24 protein-coding genes are annotated in these 19971 nt (G+C 42.3%); 8 read left to right on the top strand and 16 right to left on the bottom strand.

Annotation, left to right across the window (positions count from 1 at the left end; genetic code table 11):
• The first annotated feature begins 121 nt into the window (after positions 1-121).
• Positions 122-313 (top strand): DUF2187 family protein, encoded by a 192-nt coding sequence (locus E2R51_RS14280; protein WP_133377757.1) that lies wholly within the window; start codon positions 122-124, stop codon positions 311-313.
• Positions 314-355: 42 nt separating this feature from the next.
• Here E2R51_RS14280 and E2R51_RS19870 read toward each other — a convergent pair whose 3' ends face one another.
• Positions 356-517, bottom strand: coding sequence for a hypothetical protein (locus E2R51_RS19870; RefSeq protein ID WP_165967235.1), 162 nt, complete (start codon positions 515-517; stop codon positions 356-358).
• Position 518: 1 nt separating this feature from the next.
• Positions 519-989: a GNAT family N-acetyltransferase gene (locus E2R51_RS14275; protein WP_133377756.1), complete on the bottom strand. Its 471-nt coding sequence runs from the start codon at positions 987-989 to the stop codon at positions 519-521.
• A gap of 92 nt (positions 990-1081) precedes the next feature.
• Here E2R51_RS14275 and E2R51_RS19865 point away from each other — a divergent pair, with 92 nt between their 5' ends.
• On the top strand, positions 1082-1231 hold the full coding sequence (locus tag E2R51_RS19865) for a hypothetical protein (RefSeq protein WP_165967234.1): 150 nt from the start codon (positions 1082-1084) through the stop codon (positions 1229-1231).
• 11 nt (positions 1232-1242) lie between these two features.
• Here E2R51_RS19865 and E2R51_RS14270 read toward each other — a convergent pair whose 3' ends face one another.
• Both E2R51_RS14270 and E2R51_RS14265 read right to left on the bottom strand, forming a co-directional pair.
• Entirely contained in the window at positions 1243-1665 is a 423-nt protein-coding gene (locus E2R51_RS14270; protein WP_133377755.1) for a pyridoxamine 5'-phosphate oxidase family protein, read from the bottom strand.
• Between the two features lie 168 nt (positions 1666-1833).
• On the bottom strand, positions 1834-2796 hold the full coding sequence (locus E2R51_RS14265) for an ABC transporter substrate-binding protein (protein WP_133377754.1): 963 nt from the start codon (positions 2794-2796) through the stop codon (positions 1834-1836).
• Positions 2797-2951: 155 nt separating this feature from the next.
• On the opposite strand from E2R51_RS14265, the gene E2R51_RS14260 reads away from it, so the two are divergent.
• The 3 genes from E2R51_RS14260 to E2R51_RS14250 are packed head-to-tail and all read left to right on the top strand — an operon-like array spanning position 2952 to position 5733.
• Positions 2952-3959: a FecCD family ABC transporter permease gene (locus tag E2R51_RS14260; RefSeq protein ID WP_133377753.1), complete on the top strand. Its 1008-nt coding sequence runs from the start codon at positions 2952-2954 to the stop codon at positions 3957-3959.
• A complete protein-coding gene (locus E2R51_RS14255) occupies positions 3956-5014 on the top strand; it encodes a FecCD family ABC transporter permease (RefSeq protein ID WP_133377752.1) in 1059 nt (352 codons plus the stop codon). Before E2R51_RS14260 ends, E2R51_RS14255 begins: the two co-directional genes overlap by 4 nt.
• Entirely contained in the window at positions 5014-5733 is a 720-nt protein-coding gene (locus E2R51_RS14250; RefSeq protein ID WP_133377751.1) for an IucA/IucC family C-terminal-domain containing protein, read from the top strand. Before E2R51_RS14255 ends, E2R51_RS14250 begins: the two co-directional genes overlap by 1 nt.
• A gap of 37 nt (positions 5734-5770) precedes the next feature.
• Here E2R51_RS14250 and E2R51_RS14245 read toward each other — a convergent pair whose 3' ends face one another.
• The 5 genes from E2R51_RS14245 to E2R51_RS14225 form a co-directional block, all read right to left on the bottom strand.
• On the bottom strand, positions 5771-6232 hold the full coding sequence (locus E2R51_RS14245; protein ID WP_165967233.1) for a DUF4064 domain-containing protein: 462 nt from the start codon (positions 6230-6232) through the stop codon (positions 5771-5773).
• 90 nt (positions 6233-6322) lie between these two features.
• Positions 6323-7123: an HAD family hydrolase gene (locus E2R51_RS14240; RefSeq protein ID WP_133377749.1), complete on the bottom strand. Its 801-nt coding sequence runs from the start codon at positions 7121-7123 to the stop codon at positions 6323-6325.
• A gap of 610 nt (positions 7124-7733) precedes the next feature.
• Complete coding sequence (locus tag E2R51_RS14235) at positions 7734-8483, bottom strand: amino acid ABC transporter ATP-binding protein (protein WP_133377748.1); 750 nt, start codon at positions 8481-8483, stop codon at positions 7734-7736.
• 12 nt (positions 8484-8495) lie between these two features.
• Positions 8496-9197 carry an amino acid ABC transporter permease gene (locus tag E2R51_RS14230; protein WP_133377747.1) on the bottom strand — a complete coding sequence of 234 codons (702 nt, stop codon included), beginning with the start codon at positions 9195-9197 and terminating at the stop codon, positions 8496-8498.
• Positions 9184-9993 (bottom strand): amino acid ABC transporter substrate-binding protein, encoded by an 810-nt coding sequence (locus E2R51_RS14225; protein ID WP_133377746.1) that lies wholly within the window; start codon positions 9991-9993, stop codon positions 9184-9186. The genes E2R51_RS14230 and E2R51_RS14225 overlap by 14 nt, the downstream gene beginning before the upstream one ends.
• An 81-nt stretch (positions 9994-10074) precedes the next feature.
• Between E2R51_RS14225 and E2R51_RS14220 the strand changes: the two genes are divergently transcribed.
• Positions 10075-10374, top strand: coding sequence for a hypothetical protein (locus tag E2R51_RS14220; protein WP_133377745.1), 300 nt, complete (start codon positions 10075-10077; stop codon positions 10372-10374).
• On the opposite strand, the gene E2R51_RS14215 is transcribed toward E2R51_RS14220, so the two are convergent.
• The 6 genes from E2R51_RS14215 to E2R51_RS14190 form a co-directional block, all read right to left on the bottom strand.
• Positions 10358-11185 (bottom strand): carbohydrate ABC transporter permease, encoded by an 828-nt coding sequence (locus tag E2R51_RS14215; protein WP_133377744.1) that lies wholly within the window; start codon positions 11183-11185, stop codon positions 10358-10360. The genes E2R51_RS14220 and E2R51_RS14215 overlap by 17 nt on opposite strands.
• A 15-nt stretch (positions 11186-11200) precedes the next feature.
• Positions 11201-12100 (bottom strand): carbohydrate ABC transporter permease, encoded by a 900-nt coding sequence (locus E2R51_RS14210; protein WP_133377743.1) that lies wholly within the window; start codon positions 12098-12100, stop codon positions 11201-11203.
• Positions 12101-12174: 74 nt separating this feature from the next.
• Complete coding sequence (locus E2R51_RS14205; RefSeq protein ID WP_133377742.1) at positions 12175-13428, bottom strand: ABC transporter substrate-binding protein; 1254 nt, start codon at positions 13426-13428, stop codon at positions 12175-12177.
• Positions 13429-13451: 23 nt separating this feature from the next.
• Positions 13452-15557 (bottom strand): amylo-alpha-1,6-glucosidase, encoded by a 2106-nt coding sequence (locus tag E2R51_RS14200; protein WP_133377741.1) that lies wholly within the window; start codon positions 15555-15557, stop codon positions 13452-13454.
• Positions 15558-15648: 91 nt separating this feature from the next.
• Complete coding sequence (locus E2R51_RS14195; RefSeq protein ID WP_133377740.1) at positions 15649-16659, bottom strand: LacI family DNA-binding transcriptional regulator; 1011 nt, start codon at positions 16657-16659, stop codon at positions 15649-15651.
• Positions 16660-16820: 161 nt separating this feature from the next.
• A complete protein-coding gene (locus tag E2R51_RS14190; RefSeq protein ID WP_165967232.1) occupies positions 16821-17930 on the bottom strand; it encodes a DUF2515 family protein in 1110 nt (369 codons plus the stop codon).
• Positions 17931-18063: 133 nt separating this feature from the next.
• On the opposite strand from E2R51_RS14190, the gene E2R51_RS14185 reads away from it, so the two are divergent.
• Both E2R51_RS14185 and E2R51_RS14180 read left to right on the top strand, forming a co-directional pair.
• Positions 18064-18528, top strand: a complete 465-nt coding sequence (locus E2R51_RS14185; RefSeq protein WP_133377738.1) for a DUF948 domain-containing protein — start codon at positions 18064-18066, stop codon at positions 18526-18528.
• A 194-nt stretch (positions 18529-18722) separates the two neighbouring features.
• A complete protein-coding gene (locus tag E2R51_RS14180; protein ID WP_133377737.1) occupies positions 18723-19091 on the top strand; it encodes a DUF948 domain-containing protein in 369 nt (122 codons plus the stop codon).
• A 218-nt stretch (positions 19092-19309) separates the two neighbouring features.
• Here the strand turns inward: E2R51_RS14180 and E2R51_RS14175 are convergent, their stop codons facing one another.
• Entirely contained in the window at positions 19310-19564 is a 255-nt protein-coding gene (locus E2R51_RS14175; protein ID WP_133377736.1) for a hypothetical protein, read from the bottom strand.
• Positions 19565-19971: the final 407 nt, after the last annotated feature.

Here is a 19971-nt window from a genome sequence, read left to right as displayed (position 1 = left end):
GTGTTTACCGGAAAATTCGAGGCTTATGAGGAAAGAAATTTTCATTTCTTCAGAATCTGCTGTAAAATGATTTAAACAATCAGAATCAGTTTTATTTCACTATGGAATATGGGGTGTAAAGATGGCAACGGCAAATGTAGGACAATTTGTACGATTCACACGACATGGGTTTGAAATTACAGGAGAAGTAACGAAGATTCTAGAACGTTCTGTTATTGTAAATATTTCTGAAGACGATGCTTTATTATTGGATTATGGAACGAATTTTACTGTTGTTTCACATGAAAATTATGAATTGGTGAAAAGAACATAATCCATATTAATGTGCGGGCTTATCTCCAAGCCCGCACATTTTTTAATAGCTATTTATCTGGATATAGCTTTGGTCATTTTCAGCAGCGGCTCCCTGTTCCGGATCCATTCCGCTCGGCTGAAAATTTCTTACCAGGATAAAAATAATGATAATCATTATGACAACAAGAATGGTCATAATCGCAACTAATTTTTTCCCATTCATATTATTCACTTCCTTTAGAGATTGGCTGCTTAACCTTCATTAGCATGTCTACATGTGGAATCCCGTCATCTAAATAATCCTCTGATGTTTCCTCGAATCCAAATGATTGATAAAAATGCCTCAGGTACGTTTGAGCCTGAAGTTTGATTTCGCTGACGTTCCACTCATTTTGCATGACGTCAATTGATTTTGATACTAATTCCCTTGCTATGCCGCTGCCCCGGAAGGATTCATGTACGATAATACGTCCAATAGACGGGGTATTATACTTCACTCCTGCCGGCAAAAGCCGCGCGTAGGCTGCCAGCTGTTCACCGTCCCCAAATGATAAATGGAAGCTGTTTAGGTCATTCCCATCAATCTCCTGATAGGCACATTGCTGCTCCACGACAAAGACTGAATTCCGCAGCATTAATATCTGGTATAACTCATAAGTTGATAATTCATTAAAGGTTTTTAATGTCCATTTCACAATACACCCTCCGTCCTTTTCACCATCTACTTGTTCTATTATAATTATTTTACAATGATAATTCATCTGCTGAATAAAGAAAGGAGATTATTATGGAAAATGCTGCTTCAATTTTTGTTGATTTGCTCGTTTGGATTGGGGTTGCAGTCATTCTTTTTATCGTGTTTGCTGTCGCTCTTCTTTTAAAACTCAGGGAATCCAACAGAAAGAAAAACCATCCTACCGACAAGCGTGAGCGGTAGGATGGTTCTGATTAGTTTACTTCCAGTGTTTTTGGTTCTTCTCCCGCGTTCATCAGGCGGACAGAGGTTGGTTCAATCTCCAATACCACATAGTTTGGATCGTCTGGTCCTTTAAACCAGTTAGAAAACTGTTCCTGCCAAAACTCATGTTTCATTTTTTCTGAGTCCCGAATAACAGCTGTCCCTTCGATCTCTACGTAACGGTCACCGTAGCCTTCTCCATCATAGCCCAGCAGAATATGAACAAATGGATTGTCATCTATCTCATCTGCTTTGTGGGTTTCGATGCTTGTAGGTGTACGCAGGACTAACCCCTCATTATAAAAAGTCATGTACCTTGAATGAGGCTTCTTATTTTTCACTGTAGCAAGCGTGCCTATCTTATTGTGTTCAAAAATTTCCATTACTTTTGATTTCAATTCTTCTTGATTCATAAAATGTCATCTCCCTTTATGATCTATATTCCCTTGTTTTCCACTTGTTATCCATTTAAAACATATTCAACTTGAAAATAGCAGGTTAATTTTCAAAAAATAAGTAAAAAGCGGGAACCAGCATCTAAGATGCTGGTTCCCGCTTTTTACTTATGTTCAAAATAGATCTTACTGCTCCGTAAAATACTCTTCAATATCATCAAGCATTATGTTGGCTGCAAGCACGCCGCCTGAAGTATTCCAGATGGTATCACTTACTTCCTGAACATTGCCTGATTGGACTACTTCAAGGTTTTTGAATAAAGGATCGTTTAACCAGTCCTCTTCCACCTTGGTTCCTTCGCCGTCTCCTTCATCGTATGTGAAGTAGAACAGCACATCGCCTTCCATTGCTTCCACACGCTCTTTGGTTACGCCGTTTTCTGAGAAGTCATCTACATCCTGCTCCTCCGGTCTGGCAAACCCAAGCTGATCTAAAATGATTCCTGAGAAAGAATCCTTGTGATAGATACGCGTGTCTCCTGCCAGAAAACGCACCATAGAAATTTCTTTCTTCAGGTTATCGCCAAGTTCACTGCTTAGTTCTTCTACACGCTGATTGTAGTCATCCATTACCTGCTGGCCTTCTTGTTCTTTATTTAATGCTTTAGAATAAAGCTCGAAGTTCTCCTGCCAGTCGCCTTTTAAGGTTTCAGACATTACAGTAGGGGCAATTTTTTCAAGCTGCTCATAAACCGCTTCCTGACGCAATTTTGTACCGATAATTAAGTCCGGTTTTAATGCGGCAATTGCTTCAACATTTACTTCGCTTTCTGTACCAACCACTTCAACATCTACCATATCGTCTGAGATGTGGTCATACCAAGGGTCGCCTGTCCATGATTGAACTGCTCCGGCCGGTGTTACACCCATGGCTAATAGCGCTTCTGTACCTTCATTCGTAAGAACTACTACTTTTTTAGGAGTGCCTTCGATTGTTGCTTCTCCCATTGCATGCTCCACTGTGTAGCTTTCTTCTGTATCAGATTCTGCATTGTTTGACTCTTCGTTATTGCTGTCAGATGAACTGCAGCCGGCAATAACCAATGCAAACAAGCTAATGATTAAAAAAATCAGTCCGTTCTTTTTCATTTTCTTCTCTCCTCTAAAGATAATGATAATCGTTCTCAAAACAACAATCTAATCATAAATCAACCACAATCTTCTGTCAATAACTAATTGAAAATCATTTTCAATGTATAAAATCTTCGTTATAATGAGAGCGACGTATTGTATAGAAAGGGAAAATGATTATGAAAAAAAGCAAGTGGTTCTCCATTCTCTCGATAGGAAGTTCGTTCTTATTAATGATGTTATTAATTGCAGCAAGTGTCCGTTATGGATACCAGCAAACATCTTTTTCTCAAATCCTGCACTCCTTTACTTCCTTTAATGGATCGAATGCACATTTAGTGATTCAGTCTGTGAGAATCCCGCGTGCACTGATTGCTGCTGCTGTGGGAGCTTCGCTTGCCGTAGCCGGGGTTTTGATGCAGACATTAACAAAGAACCCCCTGGCCTCTCCAAGTATCTTTGGGGTCAATGCAGGGGCCGGTCTGGCAGTTGTCATAGCCGTAACCGTATTTAATGTTACTTCATTGCAGGCATTTGCATTGCTTGCTTTTTTGGGTGCGGGTGTAGCCATCGTTACTGTATTTGGTCTTGGATCATTAGATCGCAAAGGCCTTTCTCCCCTGCAGTTGACACTCGCAGGAGCAGCGATGACAGCCCTTTTCAGTTCCGTTACACAAGGGCTGCTTGTGCTGAATGAATCAGCTCTTGAACAGGTGCTGTTTTGGCTTGCCGGCTCAGTTCAGGGAAGAGACATTGAACTTTTATGGACGACCCTTCCATATATCGCAATAGGCTTTGCACTTGCCCTTTTCTTTGCCCCGTCCTTTAATGTTTTGGCAATGGGGGATGATGTGGCAAACGGCCTTGGTGTTAAGACCGGTATGCTAAAGGTTTGGATTGGTATTATCGTCATTCTTTTGGCTGGCGGGTCAGTTGCGATTGCAGGGCCAATCGGATTTATTGGCATAATGATCCCTCATTTGGCACGTAAATGGATTGGCATTGATCATCGCTGGCTGATTCCTCTATCCGCATTTTTAGGGGCTAATTTATTACTCCTTGCTGATATAATGGCCAGATACATTATTATGCCGCAGGAAATTCCAGTGGGTGTTATGACAGCATTAATTGGCACCCCAATCTTTATCTACATTGCAAGAAAGGTGGGAACGTCATCATGAAACGGTTTGTTCCTATCCGCATCGGCAAAAACGCTGTATCTTTTTTGCTTGATAAACTTACTGTATTGCGAGTCACAATCGCATTGATTGTAACAGTGGCCGTATTTTTAATTAGTCTCGGACTTGGTGAAGTATGGGTTCCTCCTCAGGAGATCATACCGGTGCTGTTTGGCGGCGGTGATCCATTTAACCAATTGATTATCCGCGACTTCCGTCTGCCGCGAATATTGATTGCCTTACTTGTGGGAGTTGCTTTAGCCGTTGCAGGTGCGCTCTTGCAGGGAATGGTCCGCAATCCTTTAGCGTCCCCGGATATTATTGGGATATCAGGCGGAGCAAGCGTTTTCGTTGTCGGCTTTCTCGTGTTATTCAGCGACTCAAACGGCGCACTGACCGTATCCATTCAATGGCTGCCGGTCGCCGCGTTTTTAGGCGCACTGCTTGCTGCTGTTCTCGTCTATTCATTTTCCTGGAAAAATGGGCTTTCCCCTGTAAGACTGGTGCTCATTGGTATTGGTTTGTCGATGTTTATGAATGCCTGCACTACCTTATTAATGTTAATTGGACCGATCTACAGAGCCAGCCAGGCGAATATTTGGATTACGGGATCCGTTAATGGTTCTACATGGGGTCAGGTATGGATCCTTTTCCCCTGGGTGCTGGTACTATTTATTTTAAGTTTATTTATGGCGAGACATGTTAATCTGCTGGAACTTGGAGAGGATGTATCCAAAGCAATGGGCTCCCGGATTTCCAAGCAGCGAATCGGCATCCTCCTCTTAAGCACCGGCCTTGTAGGCGGCTCAGTGGCTTTTGCAGGAGGCATTGGCTTTGTCGGATTGATGGCTCCTCACCTGGCCCGAAAGTTAATAGGTTCTTCTTATGGATCACTGATTCCGATGTCTGCTATTATCGGAGCCGCTCTTGTCATGCTGGCAGATTTAATTGGCCGGTTGATCGCAGCGCCATTGGAAGTCCCTGCAGGTGTCTTTACTGCAGCAATCGGTGCCCCTTATTTTATTTACCTGTTATTTAAAGAAAGGAGCCGTAAATAATGGATAATCAGCTCGCAAACTATATAAGTGAAAAGACAGCCGTATCATTTGGCAACCCCAAAAGCAGCCACGTTTGGAATGTTTCCTCCTGGGATGACCCAGCCATTGCAGCTTTGCAGCTGGAGGAAATTCAGCGGCTTCAGGAAGCTCCAAGGGCAAAAGTAACAGGATCCCTTGTTATGAAACGTGTGTCCTTTGCGTATATTGGCGCGCTGCTGGCTTATTATCGTTCAGGAAAAGTATGGGACTTGAACCGGTCCACCATTAATCTTGCGTTCGATGAAGACGAGCCTTTTAATTTAATGCCTGTGATCACCGAGGCAGCAGAAGCAGCGGATGCATCTGCTAAGAACTGGGAGAATGTCCTCGTGGATAATTTCCATCACTGGCTGCTGCCGTTAATTGAGACCCTCGAAAAAACCTGTCGTGTTCAACAGATTGTACTGTGGGAAAATGTATTTATCTATTTGAAATGGTTTTATGAAAAGCTGGCTCCTTCTCTTCCAGAACTTGAACAGGCTGATTGGAATGGTCATTGGGGAAAAATTACGGATGACACTTTTTTCGGCGAATCTGCATCGAATGCCTTTGCGTACTTAAATACTGTAAAATCCAAGCGTGTGATGGAAAATGGCATGCGCGTGCGCCATACCTGCTGCTACAAACATCAGCTGCCAAACAGCAGGAAATGCTCTACTTGCTGCCAAATCAAAGCATAAAAAAGACCGTCACGGTTAAGTGACGGTCTTTTATCATTTATAGCGGGCGAAGCTCATCATCAGGTGTTTGTGATGCCGGCTCATTAATCTTTGGTTTGCGGGCAAAACACATGATCCCTGCAATCAGGAATAAGAGCGATGGCAGCCATCCAAATAATAATGTGCCAAGTCCTACCAATACTGCACTTCCAAGCAACAGTCCGCCGGCAAGCTTTGGCTTGCGGTTGCCGCGTACGACAACGATGGCAATGATGCTAAGGATTATACTGATAATAACGACGACATTAAAGTAAATGCCTACTCCGCTTAATATGTCGTAAAATCCTGCAATGTCCATACCTGTGTCCGCGAAGGCAGGATCGTTTTGCATTTCTCTTTCAAAATCCGAACGAACCTGTTCATCAGAGAATATGGCATTTAAAATATACACTCCTGCAATCATAAGAATGTTTAAGATAATACCAATTACAGTTAAAACAATTTCTGCTGTTCTTTTCAATTGCACTACCTCCTGCTATGTATAATCTATTAATTACATCCCCTATTATACGGCCATCTACACATAAAAGTTCCATTTTGAAAGAAAAATTTACTGGTTTAACAGGGGCACAATGTCCTGTAAACGTTCAATCACGAGATCAGGACTGCCGGAAGGATTGCTGTTTGCACCTTCTTTTTTATCATGCTGAATTAACACGCTTTTCATATTGACCCGATTTGCCCCGAGAATATCGGTTCCTCTATTATCTCCCACCATCCATACATCAGATGCCTGCAAGTCCATAAGCCTCAGCGCATGATCAAACACTGCGGGATCAGGCTTCCCTACTCCAACATTGCCTGAAATGACGATATGTTCAAAATAAGGCACGAGCTCAGGAGTGATTCTCAGCTTTTCCAATTGTAGTGAAGGAGCACCATTTGTTAACATAAGCAACCGAAAGCCTTCTTGTTGAAGAATTTCCAAAGTTTGCAGCGTTTCTTCATACAAAACGGGATTTTTTTTGCGGTGGGCGATGAATTGTTCGCTCAGCCATGTGCCCCCATTTTCGTCATGAACTCCATTACTTTTGAGTGCTTCTGTCCACACGCGCTTTCTGTATTCCGGCATCAATCGGCCCATTTCACGAAATTTAAAATGGATGGCTTCCCCAAATTCGCCCCACAGCCCTTCAAACGGATTAATTCCGATGAGCTTGGTGAATGCATGGGTAGGAAACTCTTCGTAGATTGATGGAGCAAGTGCACGGACGGAAGCAACCAATTCATCCGCTTTTACTCCAAACTTTCTTTCCGCATCCTCTGCTGTGAAACGTAAAGCCAGCTCAATGCTTTTTTTATCCCATAATAATGTATCATCCAGATCAAAAAAGACAGCCTTTGGCGGCATGCTGATCACTCTCCCTTTTTTAGTATTGTTTTATTGTCACAAAAGTCTGTTTAAAATGCACGAAGAATTTTCTCTTTTAATGCGCTTTTAAACGCGGCCGTTGATTTCCGCTGAAGGCGTTCGCTTTCCGTAGGGCAGGGGGATAACGTGAAACACTTTAATGTTTCTAAAAGGGGGGCCGGTTAATTTCCGCTTCAGGTGAGGCTTTCCGCGGGGCGTGCGGTGAGCCATCCTCGAGCTAAAGCTCTGCTGTGTCTCACCTGTCACGCTGCAGCCCGCAGGAGTCCCACCTTCCGCTGCAATTAACCTATGTTTTAATAATTTATGATGTAATCAATTAAGAAAAACACTCTGAAAAAAGAGATAAAAAAAATGCCTTCATGAACTGATTCAGAAGAACATTCTTTGTTTTAGTTTTATGCAGAAGCATTTTATTTTTTTGAATTACCCTGTAAATATTTTGAACGCTTAGGTTCATTGGAGCGGAAGGTGGCGACTCCAGCGTGATTAAGCGGGAAGGGTGAGACTTCGAAGATGCGACAGCATCAAGGAGGCTCACCTCCCGCCACGCGGAAAGCGTCCACCTGCAGCGGAAATGAACCGGTCCTTGTTACACCGGATTTAACAGGCGGTTCAGGAATTGTTTTGTACGGGGCTCTTTTGGGTTTTTAAGAATAGCAGAAGGCGGTCCCTGTTCAACGATAACCCCGCCATCGATGAATACAACGTGGTCTGCCACCTCTTCTGCAAATTTCAGTTCATGTGTAACGATGGCCATGGTCCAGCCCTCGGCTGCTAAGTCACGAATCACCCGCAGCACTTCGCCTACAATTTCAGGATCTAATGCGGAGGTAGGCTCATCAAACAGCATAAGTTCAGGTTCAATGGCAAGGGCCCGTGCAATGCCAACCCGCTGCTGCTGCCCACCTGACAGCTGATGCGGGTACAGGTGCATCTTTTCGCTCAGCCCTACTTTTTGAAGCAGGCTTTCTGCTAAGCTTCTAACCTGCGTTTTATTTTTCTTTTGAACAACAACAGGGCCTTCCATGACATTTTCCAGCGCTGTTTTATGCGGAAAAAGATTATAGGACTGAAAAACCATTCCGGATTTTCTTCTGAATTGCAGAATCTCTTTTTTGGTAGGCGATTTATCGAAATTCATCGCTTGATCATTTGCAAATTGGATGGTTCCCTTATTTGGCATTTCAAGTGCATTTAAGCAGCGAAGAAACGTCGTTTTTCCGGATCCAGATGGGCCAATAACTGCCACAACGCTCCCTTTTTCAATATCCAGATCAATGCCTTGAAGAACGTGTAAATCGCCAAACGATTTATGCAGATTTTTCACAGAAACGAGCATTCGTATTCCTCCTTACTTCGCAACATAGCGGTCCAGCCGTTTTTCAACCCGGCCCTGGATGAGCGATAAAATAAAGCAGATGACCCAATAAAGGATCGCAGCTGTAATATAAAGCTGCATAAAGTCATAGGTTCTTGCTGCAATCTCCTGCGCTTTTCGGAACAGTTCAGTAACAAGGATTAATGAAGCAAGTGAAGTATCTTTTACCAGACTAATAAAAGTGTTTGACAGCGGAGGGATGGAAACCCGGGCTGCTTGCGGCAAAACAATGCGCATCAATGCCTGCCTGTGGGTCATCCCGATTGCATAACCGGCCTCCCACTGTCCCTTGGGCACCGATAAAACAGATGCACGAATAATTTCAGAAGCATACGCTCCTACATTGAGAGAAAAAGCGATTGCGGCACTTGGAAAAGGATCGAGTACAATTCCCAGGTCCGGCAATCCGTAGAAGATGATAAACAGCTGTACAAGCAGCGGAGTTCCCCGAATAGCCGATACGTAAACGCGGGCAATCCCAGCTAATATTTTACTCGCAGAAAGACGCGCAAGAGCGGTTAAAAGTGCAATTACTAATCCACAAACAAATGAAATTAAAGTGAGCGGTATTGTATACTGAATTCCATTAAGTATCATCGGCCAAAGGGAGGATTGGAAAAGCTCCCAATCCACCACCGGGTCCGAAGCTGCTAGCAGCAGATTATTGAGAAACATCTTCGCCAAACCATTCTTCAGATATTTCTGCCAGCGTTCCGTCTTCTTTCATGTCCGCTAAATGTTTATTGAACTCTTCAACCAGCTCTTCATTTTCTTTGCGGAACATAAATGCACTTTCAGATACATCGCTTTCTTCAGCGGCAATTTTAATTCCTGCATTTGGCTGCTGCTGCTGAAAGTCCAAAATAGCCAGCTTGTCATTTACAGTCACTTCTGCACGCCCATTTTTAATCAGTTCAATCGCTTGAGCAAGCCCTTCTACGGAAGTAAGTTCAGCTCCATAGCTTTCTGCCACTTCTGCAAAGTTGCTCGTCAATGACTGCGCTGAATTCATACCTTCCAGATCTTCAAAAGAAGTTACATCTGTATTATCCTCCGGCACGACCACTACAGCACCTGAAACGGTGTAAGGATCAGAAAAGTCGTACTCTTTAAGACGCTCTTCATTGACCCCAACCTGGTTGGCAATTACGTCGAACCGGGAAGAATTAAGACCTTCAAACATAGAATCCCATTGTGTTTCACTGTATTCAACTTCCACGCCCATACGCTCAGCCACTTCGTTCATCACTTCCACATCATAGCCTGTTAATTGATCGGCCTCATCATGGAAGGTAAAAGGCGCATATGTACCTTCTGTTCCTACTGAAATTTTGCCTTCCTCCTGAATCTGCTCCAATAGATTTTTAGAAGAGTTTTCATCTCCTCCGTTGCCATTTGAAGCATCATCAGAACCACAAGCGCCTAAAAGCCCCGCCAGTGCAACTGCTGTCAAACCAAACCGTTTTTTCATATTTAAATAACCACCTATTCTTGTCGGATTAGTGAATAACTTATGTGATTGTATTACGGAACCTTGAAAAAGTAAACATTATTGACTCAACAAATATTTGCGCTATCCAGTTGGCGGTCTGCTTCTCCTGTCTACTGCTGTCAAACGGTATTAACTAGCCAGCTGCTCCCGCGTCACCTCCTGTTTCGTTCAATGATCGTTCAACCTTATTTTACCCAAAATAATCCGATCGAACCTGATATTGCAGAACTTACAGGACTAGATGACCCTTTTACAAATAGCGCTGGCAGAAATGTAAAAAGGCTGATCTTGAAAGTCTGTGCGAACCAGACGTTTCAGGATCAGCCTTGCTTCAAAGCGGATGTTACTTACCGCCCGTAAGTGAAAGACCTTTAATGAAGTATTTATTAAAGAACGCGTAAATAACCAGTACCGGCAGCGTAAATACCATCGAGGCAGCCATGATGTAATTCCAGTAGCTGACGAATTGTCCTTTAAAGGTATTCAAGCCGAGCGGAAGTGTATACATGCTTGAATCTGTCATAATGATTAATGGTCGCATGAAATCATTCCAGAATCCCATAAATACAAAGATGGCTTGTGCAGCAAGTGCCGGCTTTGCCAATGGGAGAACCACTTTAAAAAAGGTTCCGATCCGGCTCAGACCGTCAATAGCTGCCGCCTCTTCAAGCTCTTTCGGAAAGTTAATGAAGAACTGCCTCATCATAAAGATGAATGTGGCATTGATCATGGAAGGGACAATCATTCCCTGATAACTATTCAGCCAGCCAAATTCCCGTAAAATTAAATAATTAGGAATCATCGTTACCTGAGCAGGTATCATCAGAACCGCTAAAATAATAATAAATAACGACTTTTTCCCAGGAAAGGTCAAACGTGCAAGGGCATAACCGGCCATTGAATTAAACAAGATATTCAAGCCTGTTCCGACCGACGCGATAAAAACACTATTGAACATCCATCTTGGGAAAAGCTCCTGCTCAATGAAAATCTGGCGGTAATTATCGAACGTAAAATTCTTTGGAATAAAGTTAATGGCTCCGCTCACGATTTCAGACAGCGGTTTGAAAGAAGAAGAGAGCGCCCACAAAAATGGGATGAGCGTTACGAGTGCATAGGTGCACAAAATGACATATAAAATGACTCTGCCAATGCTGATTTTCTTTTTCACATCAATCCCACCCTTCTAATATAAATTTTCTTCTTTTTGAAGCTTTCGTTGAATCAGTGTGGATACCAAAATTACAATTGCAAGGACAAAGGCAATAGCCGCTGCATAACCCATTGTGTTCATGGACTTAAATGCATATTGATAGATCAGGAGAACGACCGTCAGCGTGGAGTTATCCGGACCGCCTGATCCGCCTGAGAAAATATACGACTGGTCAAACAGCTGAAAGGTTCCGATTACGCCCATGATGACAACAAATGAGGTAATTGGTTTTAAATGAGGTACGGTGATCGACCAGAATTTACGGATCGGACCCGCTCCATCAAGCTCAGCGGCTTCATAAAGGGAATCCGGTATATCTTGAAGGGCAGCTAGATAAATGACCATAAAAAATGGAGCAGTCGCCCAAATATTCATAACCATAATGGCAGTAAGCGCCACGTTTGGATCACCAAGAAAGTCATAGGTAGGCAAGCCGATTTTTTCCAATCCAAAGTTTACCAGACCTTCGCGGTTGTACATCCACATAAATATAAGCGTTAATACCGCTGAAGAAGTTAAAGTAGGAAGAAAATAAATGATGCGGAAAAACTTTTCTCCCTTCATTCCTGCATTTAACGTTGCTGCTAAAACAATTGCCAGCACGGTTTGACAAGGTACAACAATCACTACATATTTAAACGTATTCCAAAGGGCAATTCCCGCTCTCCGATCATCAAATACACGTTCATAATTGGCCAGCCCGACAAAGTCAAATGCGGTGTCACCCAGCAGTCTTACATTATGAAAGGATAAAAAGATCGCATAGAAAATGGGACCAAGAATAAAGAGCAGCAACACAAAAATGGTCGGAGACATGAAGAAGTATCCCTGTCCCGCTTCTTTTAACATTTTTGTACTATATTTTCGGTTCATCTTATGTCACTCCCATGTTCAAGAATAAAGCTGACGGATCATATCGCCAGCTTTATCTTTAAAGTATCGTTCGATTACTCTGATCCAATTTCACTATTTGCTTGTTCTTCCGCTTCCTTTAATGCCTCATCAAGCGGGCGGTCACCTAAAAATGCACTGATAAACTGGTTGTTGAAATTATTTGTGATGATTGGCAGGTTTGAACCATTTGCCCAGACTGTTGCATATTCTGCTCCGGCAACAAGTGAGCCGCGAAGTTCGTCCTCAGCAAATCCTGAAGATTCGGCAACCGATTTACGTGTTGGAAGGGCATAACCCTTGCTTGTCCAGGTTTCCATGCCTTCTTTTCCTGTCAAATACTCAATCAGCTTCCATGAAGCCTCTTTCTTTTCTGATGCAGCGTTCATTACATAAGCAACTGTATAGGCCATTGTGCCTTTTTCACCATTGATTGTCGGAACTTCCGCTGTTCCATATTCTAAATCCGGGAAGGTTTCCTCCAGGTAAGGGATATTCCAGTTCCCTTCAAGAACCATTGCTGCCCGCTGCTGACCGAACATATCACCGCCGGAAGATGCGCCCACTTCTGATGGCTGTGCAGACGTTTTGTCTACATTATGCTGATCGATCACAGGCTGAAGTGCTTCAATTACTTGATCGGCACCAAAGTTCGCTTGATTGTCTTCTACTACTTTGCCGCCAAGTGACTCAGCCACATAATACTGACGGGCAAGTTCAGGCGCTACACCGAAACCGTATACTCCATCTTTCGTAAGCGTTTTCGAAACTTCCATCATTTCTTCCCATGTGGTCGGCACTTCCACCCCGGCTTCTTCGAACATGGTCTTATTGTAAAATAACGCAAGAGTTGAATAATCCTTAGGGAAGCCGTATGTTATATCATCTTGTTTAAATGCATCCAGAAGAGGCTCCTCAAAGTCAGCCACATCAAAATCCTCTGTCACATAATTATCCAATGGCTCAAGGACTCCAGATTCGATCATAGCAGGTGCTTCAAATGCATCCAGATAAAAAACATCCGGACCTTCACCGCCAATTAAGCGTGTTTTCATTACATCCATGTATTGATCAGCAATGACCTCAAGCTTCACATCAATATCCGGATTTTTCTCTTCAAAATCGGCAAGCGTCTGTTCAAGAAGCTCCTGCTCGGTTGGATTTCCTCCCCAGCCCGCAAGTGTAACCGTAGTTTTTCCATCGCTGTCACCAGATTCTCCTTCTCCTCCATTATCAGAGCTGCAGCCGGCCAAAACACTGCCTGCCAGAAGCAGGGACATACTTACCGAAGCAAACCATTTCTTTTCCATACACAATCTCCCCTTTTATGTTTTTAAACTGTTGTCTTAAGGCCCTGTTCCACTTTCCAGCCAGTCGTATTTTCCGTGACAGTTACATCGGCCTTGCCATCCATTCGTTTAATCGATACAGACAAAATTCCATTTCCCAGGCGCATATTGCTGATATGGAATTCATTCATTGACGAAAGCAGCATTGGATTAAGATTGATTGTTTTATTTAAGCTGTCCGGATAAAGTCCGAGCAGCGATTGCACAAAGGTAAGCGGTGTTCCAGCTGCCCACGCCTGCGGAGAACAGGCAACTGGATATGGAACAACCTTATTAAGTGACTGGTCATAGCCGCAATACAATTCCGGCAGCCTGTCATATTCAAAGTGATGCGATGCTTCAATTAACCCTTGAATCACCGTATCCATTTCCTGCTGGAGATTACTTTTACCCATGCCAAGTAAAATCATGCTGTTATCATGCGGCCACACACTGCCATCATGATAGCTCATTGGATTATAGCCTGCTTCCCCTTCACCCATTGTTCTGATTCCGTAGCCTGAGAACATTTTCTCCCCTGCCAATACACTTGCTACCTTTTTGGCGCGGTCCTCTGATAGAATGCCAGATTGCAAAAGATGGCCGGGATTGGATGTGATCGTGCCCACTTGTTTTTTATGCTCATCTAAAGCGATGGCGTAAAAACCGACGTCTTCCATCCAGAACGCTTCATTAAACTTCTTTTTCAGCTCTTCGGCAGATTTATCTAATGAATTCGCTGTGTCCGCTTCTCCAAGTGTGCGAAGAATGGAGGCAATCCCTTTTTTAGCCTGGTAAACATACCCTTGAACTTCACTTAAAGCGATCGGAGATTTGGCATAGTCTCCATTGCGGTGGACGACGGAATCTCCTGAATCCTTCCACCCCTGGTTCGCTATTCCTTTTGACGCTTCCTGATGATACTCAATAAACAAATCTCCATCCCGGTCTCCGTATTCATCGATCCATGAAATGGCGCGGTCAATATTTGTCCGCAGCTCTTTTACAAGCTCCACATCCCCCGTCCAGTTCACATATTCAACCAGCAGCATTAAAAATAGCGGAGTTGAGTCCACGCTGCCGTAGTAAGGAGCAAATGGAATTTGATTCGTATTTGCCAGCTCGCCATACCGTATTTCATGCATGATTTTTCCTGGCTGTTCATCCCGCCAGGCATCTATTTTTGTCCCCTGATAGTGGGCCATCGTAAGCAGCGTCCCTTTTGCCACTTCCGTATTGAATGGAAGCAATTGAAGAGCAGCGATTAAGCTGTCACGTCCGAATGGCACCCCAAACCACGGTAAGCCGGCAACCGGAAAAGAACCAAATCCGACATCCGTTAAGAGAACCCGCAAATCATCTGTTCCACGATTAATTAACTTTTCAAATTGTTTTTCATCTGTACTAACAACAGGAAGAGAATCATTCCAATTCTTATAAGATTGCTGCAGGGCATTCAATGCGAACTGCTCGTCCATCACACTGCTTGTTTCAGCATCCTGCAATGCCTCGATCGTAAAGGTTACTTCGTTTGATTCACCGTGATTCAATGACCAGTCAAACCCAACATATCCTTCTTGAACTTCCTGTTCGGGCTGATTCCATTTCACAATTGTCCTGCGGGCAATCTCGTCAATGCCGTTATAGGTAAACGTCATTTCACGGGATGAATAATGCGTTTCCCCCCTGCTGCCTGTCTTGCCATTTTGAAACCCGCGAATGATAAACATATCTGTGAAATCAGCATCCATTTCCAGTGCGATTCTGAAGGTTACATTCTTAGGGAAATAGCTGGTGGCTTTAATCGTTTCATACAGGACACCTTCATAAATAAAACGGGTACGTTCAAACTCAATCGACTCTCTCCAAAGAATCAAGCCTTCTTCACTTTCCTGGTGAGGGTTTGTAAGAAGAATGCGCGAGCGGTAATTCTCTCCTCCATCTGAATGAAGGGCAATGGGTGATTCCCCATTTACAGACAGTTTCAGGGAGTTAAGATAACGCGTATCTTTGGTATATAAACCCAGTTCATACGGGTGATCGGAAACGATATCTCCCCTTTCATCTGTTAATAAAAACAAGTCATTTTCTTTAATTACGCGGTAATTCATTATTCGCAACCTCCGTAGTCCGAAACGTTTCGGATATTCTCAAAAAAATACTCAAGCATTATTCGCAAAATCAAGTTTGAATTGATTTCATTTATCGCATTATGCTTGAGTTTCTTACGATTAATTCATGTTTTACTAAGGTCCTTCTGGGTTTTCCGTCATGATCAAGCATATCGACCAGCATTTTTGCCGCCTCATAACCTAATCCATGTGTATCCTGAGCAATGGTTGTAAGGCTTGGCTGAACGTATCTGGACAACAGAATGTTATCGTACCCCACAATTGATATGTCCTCCGGGATTCGATACCCTTTTGCTCTCAGCCCGTTCATTGCCCCAATAGCCATTAAATCGCTTGCACAAAACAGGGCTGTAATGGCGGGATCGCGTTCAAGCAATGTTAATGCTGCCCGTTCACCGCTTTCCTCTGTGAAATCACCATTTTCAATATGATCAGCCTGAAAAGAAATGCCTTTTTCCATCATTGCTTTCTGAAATCCTGTAAGTCTCTCCTTACTGACAAAAGCATATTCATGTCCATTTATCATGCCAATATTTGTGTGTCCTGCCTCTGCCAGGTAGTTTCCAGCTTCAAATGAACCTGCTGCATTATCCGATGAAACGTAGCCCGCATAACGTCCAATTTTGGGAATGTCCACGAGCACGCAGGGTATTTCCCCTTCTACTACCTCTTCAAGATACGGGTCATCCGTTCTGATGCCTTGAATAATCACCCCATCTACTTTTCTTTCTCTGCAAAGCTGGGTGTATGTTTTTTCTCTTTGCTTTGAAGAGTTCGTATTGAACAGGACAATGTCATAATCGGTTTGAGAGGCAAAGTCGTTAACGCCTGTCATGACTTCAATCATAAAATTATCTTTTGCACTTTCTCTCATAAGCCCTGATATAAGCAGCCCGATTGTTCTTGATTTTTTCATCACAAGACTTCGTGCAATTGTATTTGGCGAGTAGTTTAAGGATTTCGCTGTTTCAATTATTTTTTTTCTGGTGTCTTCATTTACATCCGAGTAGCCGTTTAATGCTCTTGACACCGTTGTAATGGAGACGCCGGCTTTTTTTGCAATATCTTTAATCGTGGCCAATTCAGACCCTCCCAAAACGTTTCGGATGTGATGGTTTGAATTATAGAATAGATTGAAAGCGATTGCAACCTTATTTTCTAAAAATTCATTATTGATCTATGATTCTTCTTATCTGAAATAGAACAATCAATTAAAATAAGTATACATTTTCACCCATGCCGTCAATTTGAATAAGGCATTAGCTGCTGCAGTTCATTTAATCCGGACAGTTTTACTATATTCAGCAGATGCTTCGCTGTCATATTACCCGCCTTTACATTGCCGGGCAGCGAATAATATTTTTCAATATCTGCACTGTTTTTAAACCAGTCTGCCCTATTCAGCTCTGGATGCTGTACATCCTCCCATACGCTCGTTAATAATGGACTCCATATTTTAGTGAGTTCTTTTTTGCAGGAAAATAGATCGGGGAAGTAGTCTGAGCGGGATCCGGTATGGTTTTTTTCGTAAGCAAAGGTTTGAGCTCCATTTAAAACGCCTTTAAAGAGCTGTACATACAGATTTTTTCCTATTTCTATTCTTGATGGCAGACTGGAGAATTGCTGGACGGTCAATCCTGCTAATTCGATGCCGTCAGCTGCAAAATGAGGAAATAAAATGTGCGTAAAGCCCAATCTTTCCTGCAGCTGAAACGTAAATGACTGAAGTACGTTCTTTTTAAAAAAGGCATTTTGCATAACATGAGTTTCTAAAAAATGCTGCTCATTGATAATTAAGGAGACCGTAAGCATCTCAACATTTTTGTTATGGTCATCAATAAACTGCTGCCATATAGGAAGCATAAAAAGAGACACGCCAAAATGGGGAAGCAGATGGGCGTAATTTATTCTATCTGATTTGCTTTTTTCATACAGCAGCAGCTGAGGAAATGCATCTTCAAAAATAAGATAATTGGCTTTTTCAAGAAAACGAAAGAAAAGAGCCTTTTGATTATAGGATAGCAGCTGATTGATACTGTGACCTTTTAAATCGGTCATATTCCAACCGGCATTTCTGGAAACCATATGAGCTAAAAATGCCCAGTGCAGTTCGGGATTCCGTTGGTAGAGTTCAAGGTACGCTTTTGTTCTGGTAACATTATTTTTTTTATAATAATCGGTATTCTCTTTTATGGAGGAAACGACCGCTTCCTCGGCGTTGGATAAATCCGCCTTTGGCCTGTCATGCATCCATTTTTTCTGAAGACGGAATAATTCAATTTTTGATAAAATCATGACTTCCTCTTCATCTGCTTGGGGTCTAATAAAGGATGACAGCCACTTGGGAAACATCTCATCACCTCCTTTCATTGTATTAACAAAAAAGGCAGATCATGAGTGTTCACAGGTTTAATTCAGCACATGTGGCTTGTGGAATATAGCTTGCGGCCCATACATAAAGTAAAGAAAAGGAGGGTGAATCTTAATGATTATGAAGATCAGCGCAGCCAGCGCGTCAGCTGCCTTTGTATGTTTGGCCGCTAAATTAATCCAAACACTTGGGGAAACCCAACTTACAATTGTTGAAGTGAAAAATAGCGTCAACAGCCTGACAAAGGAATCACAAAGATTGATCCAATCCGCAGAACAAGTCACCGTCGATATCCAAAGTAAAATCAAACTCTTGGAACCATTGTTAGAATCTGCTCAGGATGTAGGTGAAGTGGTTCACAGTGTAACGGATAAGGTAAAACAGAACGCAAGTATTCAAAATAAAGTTATTCTTCCAGGCGAAGCCCTCAATACAAGTGATCAACAGGAAGTTGCTTCCTGGCAAGCTCCTGTTGAAGACATTCCATCAACTGCAGATATTTATAAACCTGATAACACTGCTCATGGAAACACAATCAGCTCCTCACCAGACGGGGTCTTAAAGATTAGAATTAAATAATCGTCCATTCACTTAAATGAATACGCTGCATACGAAAACTGCTTTCCAAATGGAATGGGAAGCAGTTTTCGTTTTTTGCATGAAATTTTATATGGAGAAACTGAGGCTGAAATGAAGAAAATACATTGAGTAGACAGTAGAGGAATATCTGCAGGGCTTGTACATAAAATCGTAAAAAGGGAGGGTTTCTATTTATGATTATTGAATACAGTGTTGCGGCTATCGCTATAGCCTTCATCTGGATGGTTGCATTTTTAATAAGATTGCTTCAAAAGGGAATGGTGACACTAGGCGAATCCAACCGGACCCTTGTTGAGGTGAGGAATGCGGTTCATGGCCTGTCGCAGGAATCCAGCAAGCTGATCAACACAGCAAATCAGGTCACTGTCGATGCTAAACATAAAATGCGGACAGTCGATCCTCTCATGGAATCTGTCCAGGATGTGGGTGAAGTAATCCATAGCATCACAAACTCGGTAAAACAGGCAACCAATTCCCGAACTACTGCCGGGCCGCCTCGTACAAATCGAACCCCAACCAGTCCGAAGAGAAATATCCGGTAGAAAAAAGTATTGGTTAAGATTTTTTGATAAATGGATGGAGAATACGTCCGTTTTCCGGGACTAGCTTACGGTTTTAATAAAAGGCTTTGTTAATCACTCTATGTTCCGGTAATTCCAAAAAAATGTTCAACTTAAAAAAGTCGAATTCCTGAATTCTTAGGAATCGACTTTTTACATTTGTGTTGTTGAGCACCCTATACTTCAGATACCTATAAATTCTATTTTTTCGAAAGGAATTTCTCATCTGATTTTTTCTCAACAACAGTCCAAATAACAAATATTAATATTGATATCCCGACTATTATGAATGAGGCATTGAAAACGAAATCAAAATCCATTTCTCTTATCGTTCTTGACTCGATTCCACCAAGTCCTTGAATATCATATCTTATATCTTCATAATCCATAAGCAGGAAAGACAAAAAGAGTCCAATGATTACTCCACCTATTAAAGATAGGGAGAATTTTTTCATATGCTTCCCCTCCTGGATTTTCTTTTATTTTTTTCTTGATCTAGCTGCTGCGTTAGTGCTGTTCCTAATAACCTAACTTATCTGATAGATAAAAATAAAATATGAAGTAGCACACAAATAACAGTGATACCACTATTATATTTGGATGAAAGCGGTATTGTATTTTTTGAACAAATTTAGAGACAGAATAACACAGAGTTAATAGCAATAGTACAACAATAATTTTTATCCATACCGCCTTTGTCGGATCCTCTAAAAAAGGGAGAACAAGAGAAACGACACTAACTCCTACATAAATCATAAAAAATCGAAATGATCTACTGTGTTTCTTTACTTCATTATCTTTTTTTAAGGCTGACTTCATAACATAAACTCCCTATCTTTATTTGAGCCAAAAGTTTCTTATT

The sequence above is a fragment of the Jeotgalibacillus sp. S-D1 genome (assembly GCF_004358665.1).
GTDB lineage: Bacteria > Bacillota > Bacilli > Bacillales > Jeotgalibacillaceae > Jeotgalibacillus.
The sequence above is the reverse complement of the archived record's forward strand: the minus strand, read 5'-3'. Positions and strand labels throughout refer to the sequence as shown.